The 19,811-nt window shown below is 63.6% G+C and carries 17 protein-coding genes; 3 read left to right on the forward strand and 14 right to left on the reverse strand.

Annotated features, from left to right (window positions below; genetic code table 11):
* Nucleotides 1-6 precede the first annotated feature (6 nt).
* From BLR77_RS12985 to glgA, 4 genes are read right to left on the reverse strand one after another with little or no spacing between them, the layout of a single operon-like run.
* Nucleotides 7-2,751 (reverse strand): malto-oligosyltrehalose synthase, encoded by a 2,745-nt coding sequence (locus BLR77_RS12985; protein WP_074678377.1) that lies wholly within the window; start codon nucleotides 2,749-2,751, stop codon nucleotides 7-9.
* Nucleotides 2,744-4,798 (reverse strand): 4-alpha-glucanotransferase, encoded by a 2,055-nt coding sequence (gene malQ / locus BLR77_RS12990; RefSeq protein ID WP_074678379.1) that lies wholly within the window; start codon nucleotides 4,796-4,798, stop codon nucleotides 2,744-2,746. The genes BLR77_RS12985 and malQ overlap by 8 nt, the downstream gene beginning before the upstream one ends.
* On the reverse strand, nucleotides 4,795-6,525 hold the full coding sequence (gene treZ / locus BLR77_RS12995) for a malto-oligosyltrehalose trehalohydrolase (RefSeq protein ID WP_074678381.1): 1,731 nt from the start codon (nucleotides 6,523-6,525) through the stop codon (nucleotides 4,795-4,797). The genes malQ and treZ overlap by 4 nt, the downstream gene beginning before the upstream one ends.
* 23 nt (nucleotides 6,526-6,548) lie before the next feature.
* Nucleotides 6,549-8,084: a glycogen synthase GlgA gene (gene glgA, locus BLR77_RS13000; RefSeq protein WP_074678383.1), complete on the reverse strand. Its 1,536-nt coding sequence runs from the start codon at nucleotides 8,082-8,084 to the stop codon at nucleotides 6,549-6,551.
* Between the two features lie 226 nt (nucleotides 8,085-8,310).
* On the opposite strand from glgA, the gene BLR77_RS13005 reads away from it, so the two are divergent.
* A complete protein-coding gene (locus BLR77_RS13005; RefSeq protein WP_074678385.1) occupies nucleotides 8,311-8,793 on the forward strand; it encodes a CinA family protein in 483 nt (160 codons plus the stop codon).
* A 43-nt stretch (nucleotides 8,794-8,836) separates the two neighbouring features.
* Here the strand turns inward: BLR77_RS13005 and BLR77_RS13010 are convergent, their stop codons facing one another.
* Nucleotides 8,837-9,361 carry a DUF4142 domain-containing protein gene (locus BLR77_RS13010; RefSeq protein ID WP_074678387.1) on the reverse strand — a complete coding sequence of 175 codons (525 nt, stop codon included), beginning with the start codon at nucleotides 9,359-9,361 and terminating at the stop codon, nucleotides 8,837-8,839.
* Nucleotides 9,362-9,640: 279 nt separating this feature from the next.
* Between BLR77_RS13010 and katE the strand changes: the two genes are divergently transcribed.
* Nucleotides 9,641-11,782: a catalase HPII gene (gene katE, locus BLR77_RS13015; RefSeq protein ID WP_074678389.1), complete on the forward strand. Its 2,142-nt coding sequence runs from the start codon at nucleotides 9,641-9,643 to the stop codon at nucleotides 11,780-11,782.
* A 13-nt stretch (nucleotides 11,783-11,795) separates the two neighbouring features.
* On the opposite strand, the gene BLR77_RS13020 is transcribed toward katE, so the two are convergent.
* The 8 genes from BLR77_RS13020 to coxB form a co-directional block, all read right to left on the reverse strand.
* Complete coding sequence (locus BLR77_RS13020) at nucleotides 11,796-11,981, reverse strand: hypothetical protein (RefSeq protein ID WP_074678391.1); 186 nt, start codon at nucleotides 11,979-11,981, stop codon at nucleotides 11,796-11,798.
* Between the two features lie 233 nt (nucleotides 11,982-12,214).
* Nucleotides 12,215-12,439: a PLD nuclease N-terminal domain-containing protein gene (locus tag BLR77_RS13025; protein WP_074678393.1), complete on the reverse strand. Its 225-nt coding sequence runs from the start codon at nucleotides 12,437-12,439 to the stop codon at nucleotides 12,215-12,217.
* Nucleotides 12,440-12,570: 131 nt separating this feature from the next.
* Nucleotides 12,571-12,990 carry a hypothetical protein gene (locus tag BLR77_RS13030; protein ID WP_074678395.1) on the reverse strand — a complete coding sequence of 140 codons (420 nt, stop codon included), beginning with the start codon at nucleotides 12,988-12,990 and terminating at the stop codon, nucleotides 12,571-12,573.
* 12 nt (nucleotides 12,991-13,002) lie between these two features.
* Nucleotides 13,003-13,320: a hypothetical protein gene (locus tag BLR77_RS13035; protein WP_074678397.1), complete on the reverse strand. Its 318-nt coding sequence runs from the start codon at nucleotides 13,318-13,320 to the stop codon at nucleotides 13,003-13,005.
* Nucleotides 13,321-13,664: 344 nt separating this feature from the next.
* Complete coding sequence (locus tag BLR77_RS13040; RefSeq protein ID WP_074678399.1) at nucleotides 13,665-14,486, reverse strand: cytochrome c oxidase assembly protein; 822 nt, start codon at nucleotides 14,484-14,486, stop codon at nucleotides 13,665-13,667.
* The gene (locus BLR77_RS13045; protein ID WP_074678401.1) at nucleotides 14,477-14,830 is read right to left on the reverse strand and encodes a hypothetical protein; all 354 of its coding nucleotides are present in this window, start codon (nucleotides 14,828-14,830) and stop codon (nucleotides 14,477-14,479) included. The genes BLR77_RS13040 and BLR77_RS13045 overlap by 10 nt, the downstream gene beginning before the upstream one ends.
* Entirely contained in the window at nucleotides 14,830-17,319 is a 2,490-nt protein-coding gene (gene ctaD, locus BLR77_RS13050) for a cytochrome c oxidase subunit I (RefSeq protein ID WP_074678917.1), read from the reverse strand. Before ctaD ends, BLR77_RS13045 begins: the two co-directional genes overlap by 1 nt.
* A 38-nt stretch (nucleotides 17,320-17,357) precedes the next feature.
* On the reverse strand, nucleotides 17,358-18,248 hold the full coding sequence (gene coxB / locus BLR77_RS13055) for a cytochrome c oxidase subunit II (RefSeq protein WP_074678915.1): 891 nt from the start codon (nucleotides 18,246-18,248) through the stop codon (nucleotides 17,358-17,360).
* Between the two features lie 147 nt (nucleotides 18,249-18,395).
* Here coxB and BLR77_RS13060 point away from each other — a divergent pair, with 147 nt between their 5' ends.
* Nucleotides 18,396-18,854 carry a DUF2231 domain-containing protein gene (locus tag BLR77_RS13060; protein WP_074678403.1) on the forward strand — a complete coding sequence of 153 codons (459 nt, stop codon included), beginning with the start codon at nucleotides 18,396-18,398 and terminating at the stop codon, nucleotides 18,852-18,854.
* A gap of 79 nt (nucleotides 18,855-18,933) precedes the next feature.
* On the opposite strand, the gene BLR77_RS13065 is transcribed toward BLR77_RS13060, so the two are convergent.
* Complete coding sequence (locus BLR77_RS13065) at nucleotides 18,934-19,347, reverse strand: CopD family protein (RefSeq protein ID WP_074678405.1); 414 nt, start codon at nucleotides 19,345-19,347, stop codon at nucleotides 18,934-18,936.
* Nucleotides 19,348-19,811: the final 464 nt, after the last annotated feature.

Genomic DNA, 19,811 nt, shown 5'->3' on the forward strand with positions numbered 1-19,811 from the left:
CTATGATCAAGAGGTAAGGCGAAGCAGATTGATCGGCAACTCGGCCAGCGCAGCGGCAACTGGCACGCCCTGGTGAGCGGCGAGCCGGCATGGCGCAAGCAGACCGGTGACGTGAAAGTCGTGCAGTTCACCTGGCAGTAGCACTGTGGTGTCGGCCCAGCGCGGCGCGGGCACATGCGGCTGATCGTGCTCTGCGAGCAGGCCGGCGGCCAGGCGCGGTGCAATCACCAGCACATGCTCGTCGCCGTGACGACGCAGGAAGGCGACTACCTGCGCGGCATGCGGGCCCGTTACCGGCAGAGGCTGATAGTCGCCCTGGCTGAACAGCAACGGATGCGCCGCACGAAGCGCCAGAACCTGCTGGATCAGCCATTGCTTGATACGCCCGTCCTGCCAGCTGGCCAGCTTGTCCGCAGCACTGTCCCCGGTCTGCAAGGCGGCCTGCCTTGCGGGGAAGTCCACCGGGCGGCGGTTGTCCGGGTCGACCAGGCTGAAGTCCCAGAACTCGCAGCCCTGGTACAGATCAGGCACACCCGGCGTGGTCATGCGCAGCAGACATTGCACCAGGCTGTTCAGGACGCCGGCAGGGGCTATTGCGGCGACGGTACCCGCCAGTTCGGTGCGCAAGGCCAATCCGGCTGGCTCGCACAACAGGCGCCGCAGAAAGTCGGCGCAGGCGGCTTCGTGTGCTTCGTTCGGCGCGCTCCAGGCGCTATTGAGCTTGGCCTCGCGCAGCGCCTTGCGCTGCCAGTCCAACAGACGCTGCAGGTAGGCTTCCAGGCCGACGCCATCGTCCGCCTGCAGGCCCAGCGGCCAGCTGCCGATCAGCGCCTGGTAGAGGATCGCTTCTTCGCCGCCATCCGGCGCCTGCTGCAGATGACTGCTGCGCAGCGGTTGCGCGAGCTGGTGCCAGTGCCTGACACGCTCGGCATACCAGGCAGCGCGCTCGCTGAGCACCGCCAGGCGCGCGCGGCAGTCCTCGCCGCGCTTGTGGTCATGAGTGGCGGTAGCCAGCAGGTTGAGCGGATGCTGCGCTGAGCGTTCGCGACAGGCCTGATGGAAACGCTCGACGCTGGCGCTGAAATGCTCGGCATCGAAGCCCACGTCATAACGCGACAGCAGCACGCCGGCGCGATACAGCGCAGTGTCTTCGACGGCCTTGGCGGCCACTGGCGAGGTCAGCTGCTGGAAACGCGTCAGCGCCAAGGCACGCAGACGGCGCGCACGGCCGGGTGGCAGCGCACGCAGGAAGGCGCCGCCGAGCCAGTCGTCGAGATGCGGCAGCAAGGGCCAGTCGGCCTCGGCCAGGGTCTGCCGCGCACCGTCCAGCGCCTGCTGGAAGAAGCGCCGATCCTGCTGCGAACGGCCACAGGTCTGGGCATAGGTGCGATACACCGGAAAGTGCACGATCAGCTCGCGCAGCGTGCGGCGGATGGCGCCGAGGGTCAGGTCACGCGTGGCGATGTCGTGGCGGGCCACGTGCAGCAGGCGCTGGGCGACTTCCTCCAGATCGCCGGCCAGCGAGCCTTCCAGCACCAGGCGGCGCGCTTGCAGTATCTCTTCCTGAAAAGCTCCGGGGCGGCCGCTCTGCGCTTGCCACAGCTCGCTCAGTGGCAGCTCGCCGTGCGGGTCGTGCTGCAGCAGCGACACCTGGTTCATGAATTCGTAGCCGGTGCTGCCGTCCACCGGCCACTCCTGGGGCAGGTGTTCACCAGCGCCGAGGATCTTCTCCACGAAAATGGGGAAGGGCGCATCGCCGCGCAGCTGCCGGACACGACGGCGCAGCCGGCTGCAATAGGCGCGCGGGTTGGCCAGCCCGTCGACATGGTCGATACGCAGGCCGTCGATCAGCCCGCGTTCGATCAGCTCGAAGACCTTGGCGTGCGTCTGTTCGAATACCTGCCGATGCTCGACGCGCAGCGCGCCCAGCTCGTTGATGTCGAAGAAGCGCCGCCAGTTGATGTCGTCCGCTGCGGTACGCCAACTGGCCACGCGGTAGTGCTGGCGCTCGAGCAGCGCGTGCAGGCGCTTTTGCGCCGCTTCGTCGCGGCCCTGGAAACTGCCGAGCAGCGGCACCACCTTGTGCGCCTGGGCGGCCAGTTCGGCGCACAGCTGTTCGGCCTGGGTGCGGCTGTCGCCAGCGCGGCCCAGGCGGGCGAAACGCTGGCCCAATTCACGCAGCGCGGCATCCTCACTGCTGCGCAGGATGTTGGCGTAGCTGGGCGGTGTCAGCGGCAGGCGATGCTCGAAGTGCTGCGCATGGAAGCGTCCGCGCTCGGCATCGAACACCAGCTCCAGCGTGCCGTCACGCAGCGCCTCGCCGTAGTCGCTGCGCAGAAAGGGCACCAGCAGCTGGCCGCTGAGCAACGGGTCATGGGATTGCCACTGGATGTCGAAGAACGCTGCGTAAGGGCTTTCTTGCCCCCATTCCAGTACGTCCAGCCACCAGGGATTGCCGTCGCCGCCCACGGCCATGTGGTTGGGCACGATATCCAGAATCAGCCCCATGTCATGGGCACGCAGGGTTTCCACCAACTGTACCAGCGCCTCTTCACCGCCCAGCTCGGGGTTGATCCGGCTGGGGTCGATCACGTCATAGCCGTGTTGCGAGCCGGGGCGGGCGGTGAGAATCGGCGAGGCGTACAGGTGGCTGATACCCAGCTGAGCCAGATAGGGCACCTGGGCCGCCGCGTCGCGCAGGGTGAAACCCTTGTGCAGCTGCAGGCGCAGCGTGGCGCGCAACTCAGTCATGGCCGGCCTCCCGGCGGGCGCCATCGAGGCAGGCCAGACGCTCGCTGGTGGCCGGCTGTTCCAGCAGTTCGCTGACCGCCAGCGGGTAGCGCCGCCGCCAGTTCGGGTGCGTATCGCCAGGGCCGGGCAGGTTGGGCTGCTGCTCCAGGCCGCATGCGTCCTCCAGCGGCAACAGGGCCAGTGGCGCCGGCGTGCGGCCAATGTGCGCGATGCAGGCCAGCAGGCTGGCATCGTCATCCGTACCCGTCAGCATGCCCTGTCGCTCGAACAGTTGGCGCAGCGCCACGCGCTCGCCGGCACGCTCGGCGTGGTCGCCCTCCAGCAGCTGGGCGTCGCGCTGCCCGGCGCGCACCCGCCATTCCAGATCGTGGCCGGCGAGCCAGCCCTTGATGGTCGGCAGGTCGTGGGTGGTGGTGGTCGCCAGGGCATTGCCGGGCCAGTCTTCGGCCGGCACGAAGCCGAGGTCGTCCTGCTCGAACAGCAGCACCCGCGTGCCGAGGACATTGCGCGCGGCGAGTTTGTCGTGCAGGCCCTCGGGCACGGTGCCGAGGTCTTCGCCGATCACCAGGGCACGATGGCGGTGCGATTCCAGAGACAGCAGGCGCAGCAGGTCATCCAGTGGGTAGCGCAGGTAGGCGCCGTGCTGCGGCTCCGCGCCCTGGGGGATCACCCATAGCCGCTGCAGGCCCATGACATGGTCGATACGAATGCCGCCGGCATGCGCCAGGTTGGCCTGGAGCATCTCGATGTAGGCGCGAAAGCCGTGCTGGCGCAACCCCTGCGGCGAGAAGGCCGATACGCCCCAGTTCTGCCCCTGGCGATTGAGAATGTCCGGCGGTGCGCCGATGGTGACCCGCGGCAGCAGTTCGTCCTGGCGCGACCAGGCCTGGCTGCCGGCGCAATCGGCGCCTACCGCCAGGTCGGCGATCAGGCCGATGCCCATGCCGGCGCCGCTGGCAGTGGCCTGAGCCGTTTCCAGGCCATGGGCGATCAGCCACTGGCAAAAGGCGTGAAAGCGCAGTTCATCGATATGTTCGAGGGCGAAACGGGTCACCGCGCCCTGGTGCGGGCTGCGCAGCGCCTCCGGCCAGGTGCGCCAGTCGCCGCTGACACCTTCGCGCAGGCGCTGGGCATGGATGGCCTCGAAGCAGCAATGCTGCTGCAGGGCGTCCCCCCCGGCTGCGCGAAAGGCTTCGAAGGGGTCCTGCAACTGCCCGGGGTCATGGCAGAAATCCGCATACAACTGGCGCAACAGGCGCTGGCGAGTGGCGGCCACGGCCGGCCAGTCGATCAGCTCCAGTGCCTCCAGGCGGGTCATTTCACTCTGCAGCCCGGCGGCTTGAATGGCGCGGTGCACGCGCGCCTCGCCGAGCAAGGTGACGGGCGCGGCGTACAGGGTGTTGAAGAACACTCGGCTGGACGGTGAGTAGGGGCCGTAGCTACGCAGATCCGCACTGAACTGCGCGTGCACCGGGCTCAGGGCGATGGCATCGGCGCCGTGATTGGCGGCATGCCGGGCCAGGTCCGCCACCGCCAGCGTATCGCCCAGGCCGCCATCGCCGTTACGCCGTAGGCCGTAGAGCTGGGCGGTAAGCCCCCAGATGCGCGGCTTGCCGCACAGCTCTTGTACCGACATGCAGGCGGTGGGCGCCACGGCGAGCGCATGCAGGGTATCGCGAATTTCCAGCTGGTAATAGCCAGGCTGCTGTTGCGCCGGCAAATGACCGTCGCGGTCGAGACGGCCCTCGCTGACATTGCCCCACTCGTCGGTCAGCCGATAGGGGCTTTCAGCCGGGTACAGGGTCAGGGCCAGCGGCCGGTTCTGGTCCTGAAGCAGCAGGCTGGAATCCTCCGGCGCATGCTGCCGGGGCAGCAGTAAGCTCAGGCTTTCGCGCATTTGTTCAGTGGTTTGCGCCGCATAGCCGAGCGCCTCCAGCAGGTTGCGCTGTGCTTCCACAGTTACGCTCTGGGGGCGGCCGTGGGCGTCGATCCAGTCGATGCTCAGATCCGCCGCCTGGGCCAATTCGGCCAGTAGTCGATCGCTCATCGGGCGGGCTCCAGGGTGACCAGGGCACTGCGCGGCGGCAATTGCGCCTGGCGCAGGTCGGCATCGTCGATGCGCAGGGTGTACAGACGTTCGCCGTGCGTGGCGGGCGAGGGCAGTGACACGGCGCTGATGCCCAGATTGATGGCGATGCTCAGCGCCGGGCCGTTACCCAAACGCCAACGCGCCAGTACGGCGCCGTCGCCCAGCACTTGCGCGCCGAGGCTGCGTGCCTGCTGCAAGCCCGGCAACAGGCGGCTGTGACGCACCTGCAACAGGCCGCGATAGAAGGCCAGCCACTCGCGTTGCTGCGGCTCCAGTGCCGGCGCCAGATCCGGTCGTGAGCGCTGGAAACTGGCCTCGGCATTGGGGTCGGCAATGGCTTCGCGGCTGTGCGGCGAGCTGAACTGGGAAAAATCGGCGAACTCGTTGCGCCGGCCTTCGCGCACGGCATTGGCCAGCTCGTCGTGGTAATCGGTGAAGAACAGGAACGGCCGTTTGCTGCCCCATTCCTCCCCCATGAACAGCAGCGGCACCATCGGGCAGAGCAGCAGAAGCACGGTGGCGGCCTTCAGCGCGTCGTTGTCGGCGAGCAGCGTCAGGCGTTCGCCGAAGGCGCGGTTACCCACCTGGTCATGATTCTGCAGGAACAGCACGAAGGCGTGCGGCGGCAGATCGGCGCTGGGTTCGCCGCGCGGCTGGCCATGGCGATTGGCCTGGCCCTGATAGACGAAGCCCTGTTCCAGGCAGGTAGCCAGCTTGCGGGTCGGCGCCTGGGCATAATCGGCGTAATAGCTTTCGTTCTCGAAGGTGAGCAGGGCATGCAGGGTGTTGTGGCCGTCGTCGTTCCACTGCGCGTCGAAACCATCGCGCAGCAGATGCGCGGCGTTGTGCTCGTTCTCCAGCACCAGATGCACCTGGCGCTGTTGCGGCAGCGCCGAGCGCACGCGCGCCGCCAGCTCCTTGAGAAAATCGTCATCGTCGATGGCGTGCACGGCGTCCAGGCGCAGGCCGTCGATGCGATAGTCCAGCAGCCACATCAAGGCGTTCTCGCAGAAGAAGTCGCGTACCTGCGGGCGGCTGAAGTCGATGGCTGCGCCCCAGGGCGTGATGCGCTCTTCGTGGAAGAACTGCCGCGCGTACAGGCCCAGATAATTGCCGTCCGGGCCGAAGTGGTTGTAGACCACGTCGACGAACACCATCAGGCCATAGGCATGGGCGGTGTCGACCAGTTGCTTGAGCTCATCGGGCGTGCCATAGGCGTTGGCCGGGGCAAACGGCAGTACGCCGTCATAGCCCCAGTTGCGCGTCCCGGAGAAGGCATTCAGCGGCATCAGCTGCAAGGCAGTGACGCCCAGATCGGCAAGGTGCGGCAGATGCTCGATGACCTGCTGGAAACCACCGAACAGCCCGACGTGCAGCTCGTAGAGCACCGTCTCGTGCCAGGGTCGGCCAACCCAGTCGTGGTGATGCCAGGCATAGGTGGAGTGATCGATGACCTGGCTGAAACCGTGCACGTCCTCGACCTGGCAACGCGAGGCCGGGTCCGGCACCGACCACTGACCGTCGATGCGATAGCGATAGCGGGTGTCGCTCTGACAGTCGAGCAGCGACACGAACCAGCCGTCATCTTGCGCCTGCATCGGGTGCAATCCACCGTCCTGCAGCTCCAGATCCACCTTCCGGCAACTCGGCGCCCAGAGGGCGAAGCGCACGCGTCCATCGGCCATCGGCCGGGCACCATGGCTATACATCAGCGCATTGCCCGATGGGCACCGGCCTGACTCAGCAGACGTTGAAAGAGGCGGTCGTAAGGCTGCACCGACTGGCGCCAGTAGAGTGGGGCGCGCATGGCCTTGCAGCGCATGGCATCCAGCAGTTCGGGATGCTCGAAGACGTGCAAAGCGCGGTCGATGGCGCGGCGATAGGCATCGGCCTGGGGCGCGTCGAAGAGAAAACCGCTGACGCCATCCTCGATGGTATCGGCCAGCCCGCCCGTGCAACGGGCAATGGGCAGCGAGGCGTAGCGTTGGGCGTACATCTGGCTGAGGCCACAGGGCTCGAAGCGCGAAGGCATGAGCAGAAAATCGCTACCGGCGTACAGGCGCCGCGCATCGCTTTCGTCAAAGCCGATGTGCACGCCGATACGCCCACGGTAGCGCCGGCCCAGGTCTGCCATGGCGGCCTCCAGTGCCGGTTCCCCCTGGCCGATCACGCCGATGCGGCCGCCACGGGCGACGATGTGTTCGGCCACTTGCAGCGTCAGGTCTATACCTTTCTGGTGCACCAGGCGCGACACCACGGCGAACAGCGGGCCGTCCGCGTCGAGGTTCAGCCAGCGCCGCACGTACGTGGCATTGGCCTGCTTGCCCGCCCAGTCACCAGCCGTGAAACCCTGCAGCAAGTGCGGGTCGTTTTCCGACTGCCAGCTTTCATCAATGCCATTGGCGATGCCGCTGAGCTGATTCAGCAGGACCTTGGCGCGCAGCAGGCCATCGAGGCCACAGCCCTGTTCCGGCGTGGTGATTTCGCGGGCATAGCGGCGGCTCACGGTGGTCACGTGCTGGGCATAGGCGATGCCGGCCTTGAGAAACGACAGCTGGCCGTAGAACTCCAGGCCATCGACGCCACAGGCTGACTCCGGTATTGCCAGCTCGCTGGCACAGCGCATGTCGCACAAGCCCTGGTAGGCCAGGTTGTGAATGGTCAGCAAAGAAGGCGTGCTGGCCTGTCTCCAGGCCATGTAGGCCGGCGCCATGGCCGCTGGCCAGTCGTTGGCGTGTACCAGCTCCGGGCGCCATTGGATGCTGGCATCGCCGGTGGCGATTTCCGCGGCAGCCAGGCCGAGGCGGGCGAAACGAATGTGGTTGTCTGCCCAGTCGCGCCCCTGCGTATCGACGTAAGGCGAGCCGTCGCGCTCGTACAGCGCGGCGTTGAGCAAGACGTAGACGATCAGGCCATCGGCCAGATCCATGCGCCCGATCTGGCAGGGCGGCAGCGCGGCCAAGCCGGTCAACTGCCCGACGATGCGGATCGGTCGGCCGCTTTCCACGACCTGGCGATAACCGGGGATCAGCAGACGAATGTCGTGCTGCGGCGACAGCGCCCGGGGCAACGCAGCGGAAACGTCACCGAGCCCACCGCATTTGATCAGGTCGGCGAATTCCGAGGTGACGAACAGCACACGCTTACGCTGCGGATGCTCGCTGTGCATCTGCACGGGTGGCTTGGCTGCGGCGCAAAGTGTGGGTGTGGCTTGAATGTGTGCGGATGCTGCAGCGCTTGCCATGTCTCTCTCCATAAGCTTCGACCTGAGGACGACTCGCCTTGTGAGCGGGGCCTGTGGAGGAGTGCGATGAAAGGTTGCGCGATCTCCCCCCTACCCTTGAGCTGACGGGTCGATGCGGACAAAGGTTCGACCTTTTTTTACCGGGCAAGCGCAACGTTAAAAGTTGAACTTTGCCCATCGTGCCCGCTTCCACTGAGCACCCTGACAGCTTCAAGGAGACCGGCAGATGCAAAGCATCGAGCAGGTGGTGAATTTTCTCGGTAAGTACAAACTGCGCCTGGCCACTGCCGAATCCTGTACGGCGGGATTGATCAGCTCGCTGGTGGCGGATGTGCCCGGTAGCGGCAAGGTGCTCGATTGCGCCTTCGTCACCTATTCGCCGCAGGCCAAGCAACGCTGCCTTGGCGTCAGCGCAGCTACCATCGAGCGTTTCGGCCTGACCAGCGAGGAGGTTGCGCAGGAAATGGCGCTGGGCGCATTGCAGCGCAGCGATGCCGATATCGTTCTGGCCAACACCGGCCTGGCGGAAGCCGAGGGAGAGATGGACGGTGTGCAGTGCATCGCCTGTGCGATTCGCCTGGAGCTGCACCAGGGCATCGTCAGTGAAACGGTGCAGTTCAGCGGCAGCCGCAACCAGGTACGTGAGGATGCAGCGCGCTATGCCCTGATGCAGCTGCCTTACTACTACGAACGACTGCGCCAGAGCTGATTGATGAGACGCTGCCGAGCTGCATCTGCAGCCCGGCGAGCGATCACTCTTCCGGCAACTGACCGTTCAACTGTTCAGCGCGCTGCAGATGCTGCTCCAGCTTGGGCAGCGTCTCACGGGCGAAGGCGGCGAGTTCCTGGTCATCGACATTCACCGCGCGACGGAACAACTCGATGGTCTCGCGGTGGGCAACCACCTGGTTGTTCATGTAGGCCTTGTCGAAGCTGGCCTCGCCACGCATTTTCAGCACCATGGCCTTGGCCTGGTTGAGCAGCTCGGCGTCGTCAGACACTTCAAGATCCTTGCTCTTGGCCAGATCGGCCAGCTTCTGATTCGCCTGGCGATGGTCGTCGATCATCATCTGGGCGAAGCCCTTGACCGCTTGGTTCTGTGATTTTTCCAAAGCCAGTTTGGCTGTTTCGATCTCGGCGATGCCCTTGGCCGAGGCCTCCTCGACGAACGCTTCGCTGCTGATCGATTCCGCCTGATTGGCGGCGTGCAGGCTGCTGACGGCGCAGATGGCGAAGGCGGCAGCGGCCAGTAAGGCCAGTGGTTTCAACGGATGCATGTTCGATCCTCCTGGGGATGTGCGTGCACTGAGGTAGAAGGTCGAGGCAAAGACGAAGTTCAGGACATATTTGCGCCGGCGAAAAATGCGTTGCGACAAGCGAAACGGCCAGGAGCACGCGCCGGGAGGGGAAAATTCAAGTCGAACGTAATAGCCGCCGCTCACCTCAAAAACTACCCGGAGCGACTTTTGTCGTCGCTTGCGTGGCCGCCATGCATGGCATGGCCACAGACAATCAAGTGCGCGTCGCCGCGTGCCTCCAACAGCCAGGAGTAGCCCATGAGCAAGCAACCCAACACCGCCGACGAGAACAGTCAGATGGCGGGCAGCGATACGCTCGACAGAAGCAACAGCAACGCCAAGCTCGAGCAACTCGAATGTTTCCGTGAAGACGCCACGGGGACGGCGCTGACCACCAATACCGGCACGCGCATCGCCGACAACCAGAACAGCCTGCGCGCGGGTGAACGTGGGCCGACGCTGATGGAAGATTTCATCATGCGCGAGAAGATCACCCACTTCGATCACGAGCGCATTCCCGAGCGCGTGGTACATGCGCGCGGTGCAGGGGCACATGGCTATTTCGAGGTGACCGATCCGGCCAGCGACCTGACCTGCGCCGCTTTTCTCGGTGAAGCCGGCAAGCGCACGCCGGTGTTCGTGCGCTTTTCCACCGTGCAGGGGCCACGTGGCTCGGCCGACACCGTGCGCGACGTGCGCGGTTTTGCCGTGAAGTTCTACACCGAGGAGGGCAACTTCGACCTGGTCGGCAACAACATGCCGGTGTTCTTCATCCAGGATGCGATCAAGTTCCCTGACTTCGTGCATGCGGTCAAACCCGAACCGCACAATGAGATTCCCACCGGAGGCTCGGCTCACGACACCTTCTGGGACTTCGTCTCGCTGACCCCGGAATCGGCCCATATGGTGCTCTGGACCATGTCCGATCGCGCCATTCCCATCGCCTATCGCTCGATGCAGGGCTTTGGCGTGCACAGCTTTCGCCTGGTCAATGGCGAGGGCCAGAGCAAGCTGGTGAAGTTTCACTGGCGCCCCAAGGCCGGCGTCTGCTCGCTGGTGTGGGATGAAGCGCAGAAACTCGCCGGCAAGGACCCAGACTTCCACCGCCGCGGCCTGTGGGAAGACATCGAGCGCGGGCTCTACCCGGAATGGGAGCTGGGCCTGCAAGTGATGGATGAGGAGGACGCGCTGAGCTTTGGCTTCGACCTGCTCGACCCGACCAAACTGGTACCGGAAGAACTGGTGCCGGTACGCGTGGTGGGGCGCATGGTGCTCAATCGCAACCCGGACAACTTTTTTGCCGAGACGGAGCAGGCGGCCTTCCACATCGGGCATGTGGTGCCGGGTATCGACTTCAGCAACGACCCGCTGTTGCAGGGTCGTCTGTTTTCCTACACCGACACCCAACTGCTGCGTCTGGGTGGCCCCAACTTCAACGAGATTCCGATCAATCGGCCACTCTGTCCGTTCCACAACAACCAGCGTGACGCGCCACATCGTCAGCAGATCAACCGTGGCCAGGCAGCCTATGAGCCCAACTCGATCGACGGCAACTGGCCGCGCGAGACGCCGCCAGCGCCGAGCGGTGGCGGCTACAGTTCCTATCCCGAACCGGTCAGCGGCACCAAGATACGGGTGCGCTCGCCCAGTTTCGCCGATCACTTCTCCCAGGCCACGCTGTTCTGGCGCAGCATGAGCGAAACCGAGCAGCAGCACATCGTCGATGCCTACAGCTTCGAGCTGTCGAAGGTCGAGCGCCTGTACATTCGCGAGCGCCAGGTGAAGGAAATCCTGGCGCATATCGACCCGCTGCTGGCGCTACGTGTCGCGGAGAACCTGGGTATCGATCTGGACAGCACCTCGACCTCGCCAATGGAAGGCAAACTCCAGGACTCCCCGGCGCTGAGCCAGATGAATCTGCTGCCTGGTGACATTCGCGGACGACGTGTTGCGGTACTGCTGACACCCGGTTGCAAGGCCGACGAGGTCGGCAGTTTGAAAAAGATGCTGGAGGGGGCGGGCGCCGTGGCCAAGCTGCTGGCGCCGACGGCTGCCGCGCTGAAGGACTCGGACGGCCAACCGATGCAGCCCGACGGCAGCTTCGCCTCGGAGCCGTCGATTACGGTGGATGCCGTGTTCGTGCCGGGTGGCGAGTACGTGCTCAAGACGCTGCAGAACGATGGCGTGGCCAAGCACTACCTGCTGGAGGCCTACAAGCACCTCAAACCTGTCGCGCTCAGCGGTGATGCCGCTCAGCTCGCCGCGATGCTGGGCCTGGACGAAGACGAGGGCATGCTGTGCGGCGACAGTTTCGATCCGCTGTTCATGCGCTTCGAGACAGCACTGAAGCAGCATCGTATCTGGGCGCGGGAAGCATGTGCGAAGGGCGTTCCGGCGTGATCCGCCTCCCGGCCTAGCGCGGTTCTCCGTCGCCAGGCCGGGCTCTTTTCTCCCGCTGCGCCTTGGTCGAGGGGCGTAGCGGCACTGGCGCGTCGAGCTGCGAGCCAGGGTCTTCGTTGCCTGGATCGTCCAGCAGCGCCTCGTAGATCGAACGCGTGGTTGGCGCTACCTCGTCTTCATCAGTTTCCTGACTGGTCATGGCCGAGACTCCCGCGCGTAGCTGCCAGCGCTGCTTGAAGGTGCAGGGTGCGGGTAAGCATGGGTCCAACCGCTGTAGGTAATGGCGTAATTCACATAGATGTATTTTTTCGTCATTTGCACACCTCTTTGTACACAACACGTAGCGCAATAAGGCGCGTCAAGAAACCAAGTCTTGCCTGCGTGTGTGAATCAGATCGTGTAACTGCTGATACGCGCAGTAAAATTCCTGAGTTATTTGCTGTGCTCAGGGGAGCTGGGTCCTTGAGTATATCCACGTGGTCCGGCAATACCCCAGATGACCAGACCAATAACCGGGAATATCCAGATAAGTAGAGCCCATAGAGTTTTGGTACCAACACTCTTGTCGCTGCGAAATACACTGATCACCGCCCACAGATGTAGCAGAACGATGAGGGCCGCAATTGTAATGGAAAAGTAAATGACTGGATCCGACATGACAGGCCTCCTTTGAATAAGGTCTATGCATGTCGACAGCCACCCCGATCATTCGCTCAGATAATCGGGATGCGGGAAATAATTAAGGCAGGATAAAGGCTGGAAGTGCCAGCCGAAGGCGTCAAGGGCGGCTAGAAAGAGTGATTGGACTTGATCACTTCAATCATCATGTTTTCGGGGTGGTTCGCGTCGCTGTCGCGCAGCGCGTCACGGTGTATGTCACTGCAGGTGAGAATCGAGCGGCTGAACTCGAATTCCTCGTCAGGGCGCGCAGACGCGGCGGTATCTTTGCCGCAGTCGTCGCAATGCGGCTCGCTCAGGGCGTCGCTTTGAACCTGATAGCAGTTCGAGTCGATTTCCTGCAGAGAGCGCTGCATGGCCTGGGTCATGGGTTGAGGTGGCGACCACATCGCCGCCAATACAGGCGGCTGAAAGGGCTGCCAGGCCAGCAACACCAGCAGGCATGTCGAGCCAACGATGTAAGGCCACTCGTACACCAGCTGGTTTTCTGGCTTGTTGTGAATCGGCGTTGCGCGCTTGTGTCTGGGCACCTGCGTATCTCCTCATTTCTTTTCGAGCTTTCTCATTGCCCATAAACGAGAGGTACGCGTGCGAAAAAGCGGCTCGCGCGAGTAGGTGGGTAATTGTGTGGCGTTGCAGTGCTTGACTGCCTCATTGATGGACTCAGCGTTCTCATCCAGTGCCATATCGAAATGGATCAGGCGAATGAATTCCTGAGGACAACAACTTTCATCAAGGACGCGAACCAACCGACGCTCTGCGTGAGCGACAGTAAGCACGATGCTCCCGTCCGGTCTTGGCGTCATGTCAACTTCGTAGTTGGCTAACGCCGTTCTGATATTTTCCAAATCATGTTTCATGAGTATCTCCTTGATAGCACCCATAAAACATAACGGCGTATTCAGTGCATACCAACAGTTAGGACGATTGGTAAAAAGAAAACTCAAAGTGACATCATTTACAAAAGTTGTACAAAGACAGCTTTATGTAAACTTAAGCCAGCATGGGATTGGCACTGGAAAGTCTTGCGGTAATTTTGTTCTTTGAACACAAAGCCTTGCGTTGTAGAGCAAGTTAGCTGGTTCGCACTGACAGAAAAAAATAACCTGAACCAAATCCGCGCTACGGTTTCACCCAACCACTCTTGGCAGCCGGTAAACCTGAGTGGAAGTTGTACAAGACGTTGGCGCGCCTGAAATCTGCGCTAGAGGGAATCCTCCACACCCTCCCGCGCTTGGCGACGCCAGATACGCGTCAACCAGCGCCAGCTGATCCAGCCGGCTGCGAGGAGGTAGACCAGGCTACCCGGCACCCACATCAGCAGGCCAGCCAGTTGCTGGTCGGCCAGGTCACGGGATTCGCCATAGAACGTCGTGTTGCCGAAGGTGAGCAGGGCACCGAGCAGACCGGTGTGCATCAGGGTCAGGAGAATGGCCATCAGCGCGTGCGGCACCTGCCGTGGATTGGCGCGCAGACAGGACCACCAGAACAGCCAGGCGCTGAACAGAAAACAGGCATGCTCGATGGCGTGCCACCAGGTGTTGTCCAGCGCCAGCATGTACAGGCTCGGCGTATGCCAGACCCAGATCATCGCGCCGTGCAGCATGGCCAAGGCCACCGGATAGCGGCCGCTGCGCAGAATCGCGTTGGACACCGGCGCCATCCAGCCACCGAGCACCGCCCGCCATTGTGGCAGCGGCCGAGCCAGCGCCCAGAGCGGCGCGATGACGATCATGAACAGCATGTGCTGCACCATATGCAGGCTGGTGCTGGTTTCCGCCCAGTCATCGATGGGGCCGAACACGGCGAGCACGGTGATGATCATCGCCAGGTGCATCCACAAGGCTTCACGCCCATGCGGGCGCACCTTGCGGCAGCCGAGGATGTACAGCAGCCAGGCCGCGCCAAGCAGCAGGGCGCTGAGTAGCAGTGGTACACGTTCGTTCAGATGCAGATGGCCGTCGAGAAGACCATGGGCGGCGGCAGTGCCGGGCAAAAGCAGGAGGGCGAGGGGAGTCAAAGGCATGGTGGCAGACTCAGCGTGGGCAGGGCGACGAAGACGGTGGCGATGGCGCCGATCAGGTTCACGCCGGCGGCGAGGCGAGCCACGAAGCGCGCGGGCTGGCTTTCACGTTCGTCCCTGGCGGCGCGTTGAAACAGCCAGGCCAAACCTAGTAGTGCCACCATGGTGAACAGGCTGAGCAGAGCGAGCAGACCGTTCAGCCAGGTCCATTGCCCGTTTGCAGGATCAGGTGGCACCAGGGCACAGCCCACCGACAGGCCGCCATACAGGGCGATGAACCAGATACTCCAGAGCACCAGCCCGAGGGGGATGTGGATCGGGTTATAGGGGGAGCGTAACGGCTGCATCACACGCCTCCGAAGGTTGGCGGGAACAGCACCACGCTGCAGTAGGTGATCCACATTACGGCCAGGCTGTATTGCCAGAGTTGTTCGACTACCAACGGCTCGTAGGGCGTGCGCTTGCACACATAGCCGTAGTGCACGCGCAGCGCCTGCAGAGCGCTGAGAATGCTTGCCAGCAGGCCATGCACCAGGCTGTAGGTGAGCATCACCACGATCACCGCGTCATGCGCAGTGGCACGTGGCGCCAGGTCTCCAGCCAGCAGGGTCCAGAGCAGCAGCCCGACGTGCAGCGCGCCCAGCAGCGCCACTGCGACAAAACAGGTGATCAGCGCGCCGGGTTCACCCTGGCCCTGGCGCAGGCGACGTAACACGGGCCGCTGCCAGAGTACGGCGATGCTCAGCAACACGGCACTGGCGAGCAGCAGGCGCTGATCGATGACTGGATCGTCCGGCACCAGCCAGTTCGGCGATACCGTCCACAGGTAGAACCAGCCGAACAGCAGTGACAGATACAAGGCGCCGTTGGCCAGCAGGGTCACGCCCATGCCCCACAGCCCCGGACCATCACAGGTGCGCGAGTGCAGCGGCGGCTCGCCAGGCTGCACCCGCGCATCCGGCGCGGCCAACGGGTGCGCGCCGTTCTCCCAACTCCAGCGCAGCAGCACCACCGCCGCGACGATGCTGGCGGCCAACGCGACCCAGTAGAACTTGCTGAGCAGCCCCAGGCAGGTGATCGCGATGAACGCGGCAGCCGCGAACGGTAGCCAGCTGTTGCCAGGCAGATGGATGATTTCGCGCACCTTGCCGGTCAGCGGTTCGACACCCCAAGTTTCCCGACGGCCATGGTCGATCACGGTCAGGGCGAATTCACCACGATCGATGCGTTCCTCCAGGTCGGGAATCTCCCACATCGGGTGGCGCGTGCGCACCGGCGGCAGGCTGACGAAGTTGAAGGGGCTCGGTGGCAGATGGGTACTCCACTCCAGGGTGTCGGCGTTCCAGGGGTTCTTGGTGGCCTTCTGGCCGAAGCGAAAGTGCAGGACGATATCCAGCAGCACCGTGGCGATGCCGATGGCCATGATGAAGCTGCCGATTGACGAGATCAGGTTGGGCAAATCCCAGCCCAGCCCCGACTGGTAGGTATAGATCCGTCGCGGCATGCCCATCAACCCGGTCCAGTGCATGATCAGGAAGGTCAGGTTGAAACCGATGAACACCAGCCAGAAGCCCCATTTGCCGAGGCGCACCGACGGCATGCGTCCGGAAAAGTGCGGCAGCCAGTAATAGATGCCGGCCAGCAGCGGGAAGAACATGCCGCCCACCAGCACGTAGTGCATGTGCGCCACCACGAAATGCGTGTCATGCACCTGCCAGTCGAAGGGCACCAGTGCCAGCATCACGCCGGTCAGCCCGCCGCAGACGAAGATCACCAGAAACCCCACCAGCCACAGCATCGGCACGTGGTACAGCGGTTTGCCGACCCACAGCGTGGCGATCCAGGCGAACACCTGAATACCGGTCGGGATCGCCACCAGCATGCTCGCCGCGGAGAAGAACGCCTGCGCCAACTGCGGAATGCCCACGGTGAACATGTGGTGCACCCACAAGCCGAAGCTGATGAAACCGGTGGTGAGGATCGACAGCACCACCCAGCGGTAGCCCACCAGCGGCCGCTGGCAGAACACCGGCAACAGGGTCGAGACGATGCCGGCCGCCGGCAGGAAGATGATGTACACCTCGGGATGACCGAACAGCCAGAACAGGTGCTGCCACAGAATTGGGTCGCCGCCGCGCGCCACCTCGAAAAATGGCAGGCCAACCGCGCGCTCCAGTTCCAGCAGGATGCTGCCGAGGATCAATGGCGGGAAACCGACCACGATCATCATCGCCATGACCAGGATGTACCAGGCGTAGATCGGCATCTTGTTCAACGACATGCCTTCGGCGCGGGTACGCAGGATCGACACCACCAGTTCGACGCCGGCGGACACCGCCGAGATTTCCACGAAGGTGATGCCGATCAGCCAGAAGTCCGAGTTCGGCCCCGGTGTATGCACCGCGCTGGACAGCGGCGTGTACATGAACCAGCCGGCCTTGGGCGCGATCCCCAGCAGCAGACTGGTGCAGAGAATCAGCCCGCCGAACAGGTAGCACCAGTAGCCCAGCGCCGACAGGCGCGGGAACACCAGGTCACGTGCGCCGAGCATCTTCGGAATCAGGTAGACCGCCAGGCCTTCCATCATCGGCACCGCGAAGAGGAACATCATCACCGTGCCGTGCATGGTGAAGACCTGGTTGTAAACGTCCGGCTCGAGGAAGTCGTATCCCGGTATGGCCAGCTGCGTACGCACCAGCATCGCCAGCAGGCCACCGAACAGGAAGAAACCCAGCCCGGTTAGCATGAAGCGAATGCCGACTGTGGTGTGATTGACGATGGTCAGCGACTTCCAGCCGCGTGGGTTACCCCATACGTCGTTGAACTGATCGTGCATTTGTTCCTGGGCGGCAACCTGTTCGTTGCTTGGCGTACTCACGGGCGCAGTGTCTCCAGCCAGTCGGCGATGGCGTTGAGGTGCTCGGGGTCGAGATCGTCGTGAAGCGGCATGGCGTTGCCGGGCTTGAGCCGCTGGTGCTCCTGCAGCCAGCGCAACAACGCGCCGGGCTCGTTGCTCAACACGCCGGCGCCCAGCGCTGTTCGGGCACCGATATCGCTGAGGTCAGGCGCGCGGGCGCCGTCGCTGATGCCCGCCACGCGGTGACACTGACCGCAACGAGCGGCGAACACCTCGCCAGCAGGGCCGGGCAGGGCACTGACCTGTTGTTCGCGGCGCGCCTGCAGCCAGTTGGCGAAGTCTTCTTCCTCGTGAGCCTGCACATCGAGAATCATGTGGGTGTGCTGAGTGCCGCAGAACTCCGAGCATTGGCCACGAAAGGTGCCGGCCTGATCGGCCTGCAAGCGGATGCGATTGTCCCGGCCGGGAATCATGTCGATCTTGCCGCCCAGGCGTGGCACCCAGAACGAATGGATGACGTCGGCGCTGGTGACGTCGAGGTCCACCGGCCGACCGACCGGCAGATGCAGCTGATTGGCAGTGACCACGCCGCTGTCCGGGTAGCGCACTTCCCACCACCACTGATGCCCGACCACCTCGATGCGCAGTGGCTGCTCACCGGTCAGCGGCAAGGGCAGCATGCGATGACCAATGGGAATGCCGAACAGCAGCAGGAGCAAAATGCTCAAGGTCGGCAGCAACAGACCGCCACCGACCAGCCAGCGCAAGGTCAGCTGGCGAGCCCGTGCGGCGTCCATCTGAGGATGTTCGCGGCGCATGGCATGCACCCACAATGCCGTCACCACAATCAGCACCAGGGTGGCGAACGCGCACATCGCCCACCACAGCATGGCCACTTCATGCGCCATCGGCCCCGCCGGGTCAAGCGTCGATTGCGGCCCCTCGCAGGCAACGAGAAACGGAACTGCCAGCGTCAGCGTGGTCAACTTGAAACAGGGGTTCAGCCAATGGCGCTTCTGTTTCAGCTCATCACTCATCTGTTCAGGGAGGCCCGGATGGCCGAAATAAAGGAAGTTATCGTCAGCCGCGCGGCCATCGCCGGGCATCCGCTGCATCCGATGATGATCCACTTTCCCGTCGCCGCACTGCTGGGGCTGGTGGCGACCGATATCGCCTATCTGCTCCTGGCCGACCCATTCTGGGCGCGGGCCAGTCTCTGGCTGGCAGGCGTCGGCGCGTTCGGTGGCTGGGTGGCGAGCATGGCGGGGCTGGTCGATCTGCTTACGGTCAGCAGCATCCGGCGCAAGATAACCGCCTGGTGCCACGCCATCATCGCGGTGATGATGCTGTCGCTGGCATCGCTTAACTGGTTGCTGCGTTACGCCGGTCCGGAACAGGGTATGGAGCACTGGGGGATATATCTGTCGCTGCTGACCGCAGGTCTTATTGCGTTGGCGGCCTACCTGGGCGGGCGTCTGGTGTACGAGCACGGCGTTGGTGTCGATACGCGATGAACGACTCGGGCCCGACTTGCCAGCTACTGGAAGGTAGAGAGAGCGGGGCGGGCCAGGCATGTTCTCGGGTACTCCGTGGTCAGAAAGGTTTGGCCAGCACCAGCCAGAGCGTGGCACCGATGAGGGAGGTCAGCAGTAGGCCGATCAGTACGCAGTCGCGGCGCAATGCCGGCTCGGCGACACGGTCGATACGCAGAATCAGCACGCCGCACAGGGCATGACAGAGCACCATTCCAGCCACCGTGGTGAGCTTGATGATCAACCAGGGGGCGAAGATGGATTCACGTAGAAACAGCACCGTGCCCGAACCGATGGCCAGCAAGGCAGCAGGCGTGGCGAGCAGGTTGAAGACCAGGCGCGTGAGGTAGGCATGGTCTCGGTAGAACAGGTCATCGTTGCTGCGTGAGCCCGTGGCGATCATCGCCGGCAGATACAACAGAGCGCCGCACCAGCAGATCAGCGCCATGAAGTGCAGCAGTTTGAGCAGTGGCATTGATGCTCTCCCGTGCGTCCGTTCATTCCGAGCACGTGGCCCTGGAGGGGCAGGCCACGACGTTGTGACTGCCTGATGCGATTTGAGTTCGGCCACGCTCAAGAGCGAGCCTCGATTGCCTTCAAAAGGAAAAAGAAGGAACCGCCGCAAGGAGAAGGAGGAGACGGTGCGGCGGCCCGGGGAAGCAAGAGCTCGTTCGACGTGGCGCAACTGCGCGTGCCAGGTCACTAACTGGCCCCTGGCAAAGCTCCCCTGATAGAGAGAGTTCCGCCGGCGGGCCAGCGTTCAAGGTTTTTGCCGGGATTGATGATCAGCACGACCATCGAACCGCAGAGAATTGAAACCCACCCGTGAGTTTTCACTCACTGCAAGAGAACGCTGCGCAAAGGCGCTTCATTGACTACCTCGGCATGCCGGCCCAGGCGGTCAACTGGTGCGTGCACACCTGAAGCCGGTTCAGGTTG

It is taken from the genome of Ectopseudomonas alcaliphila (genome assembly GCF_900101755.1).
Lineage (GTDB): Bacteria > Pseudomonadota > Gammaproteobacteria > Pseudomonadales > Pseudomonadaceae > Aquipseudomonas > Aquipseudomonas alcaliphila.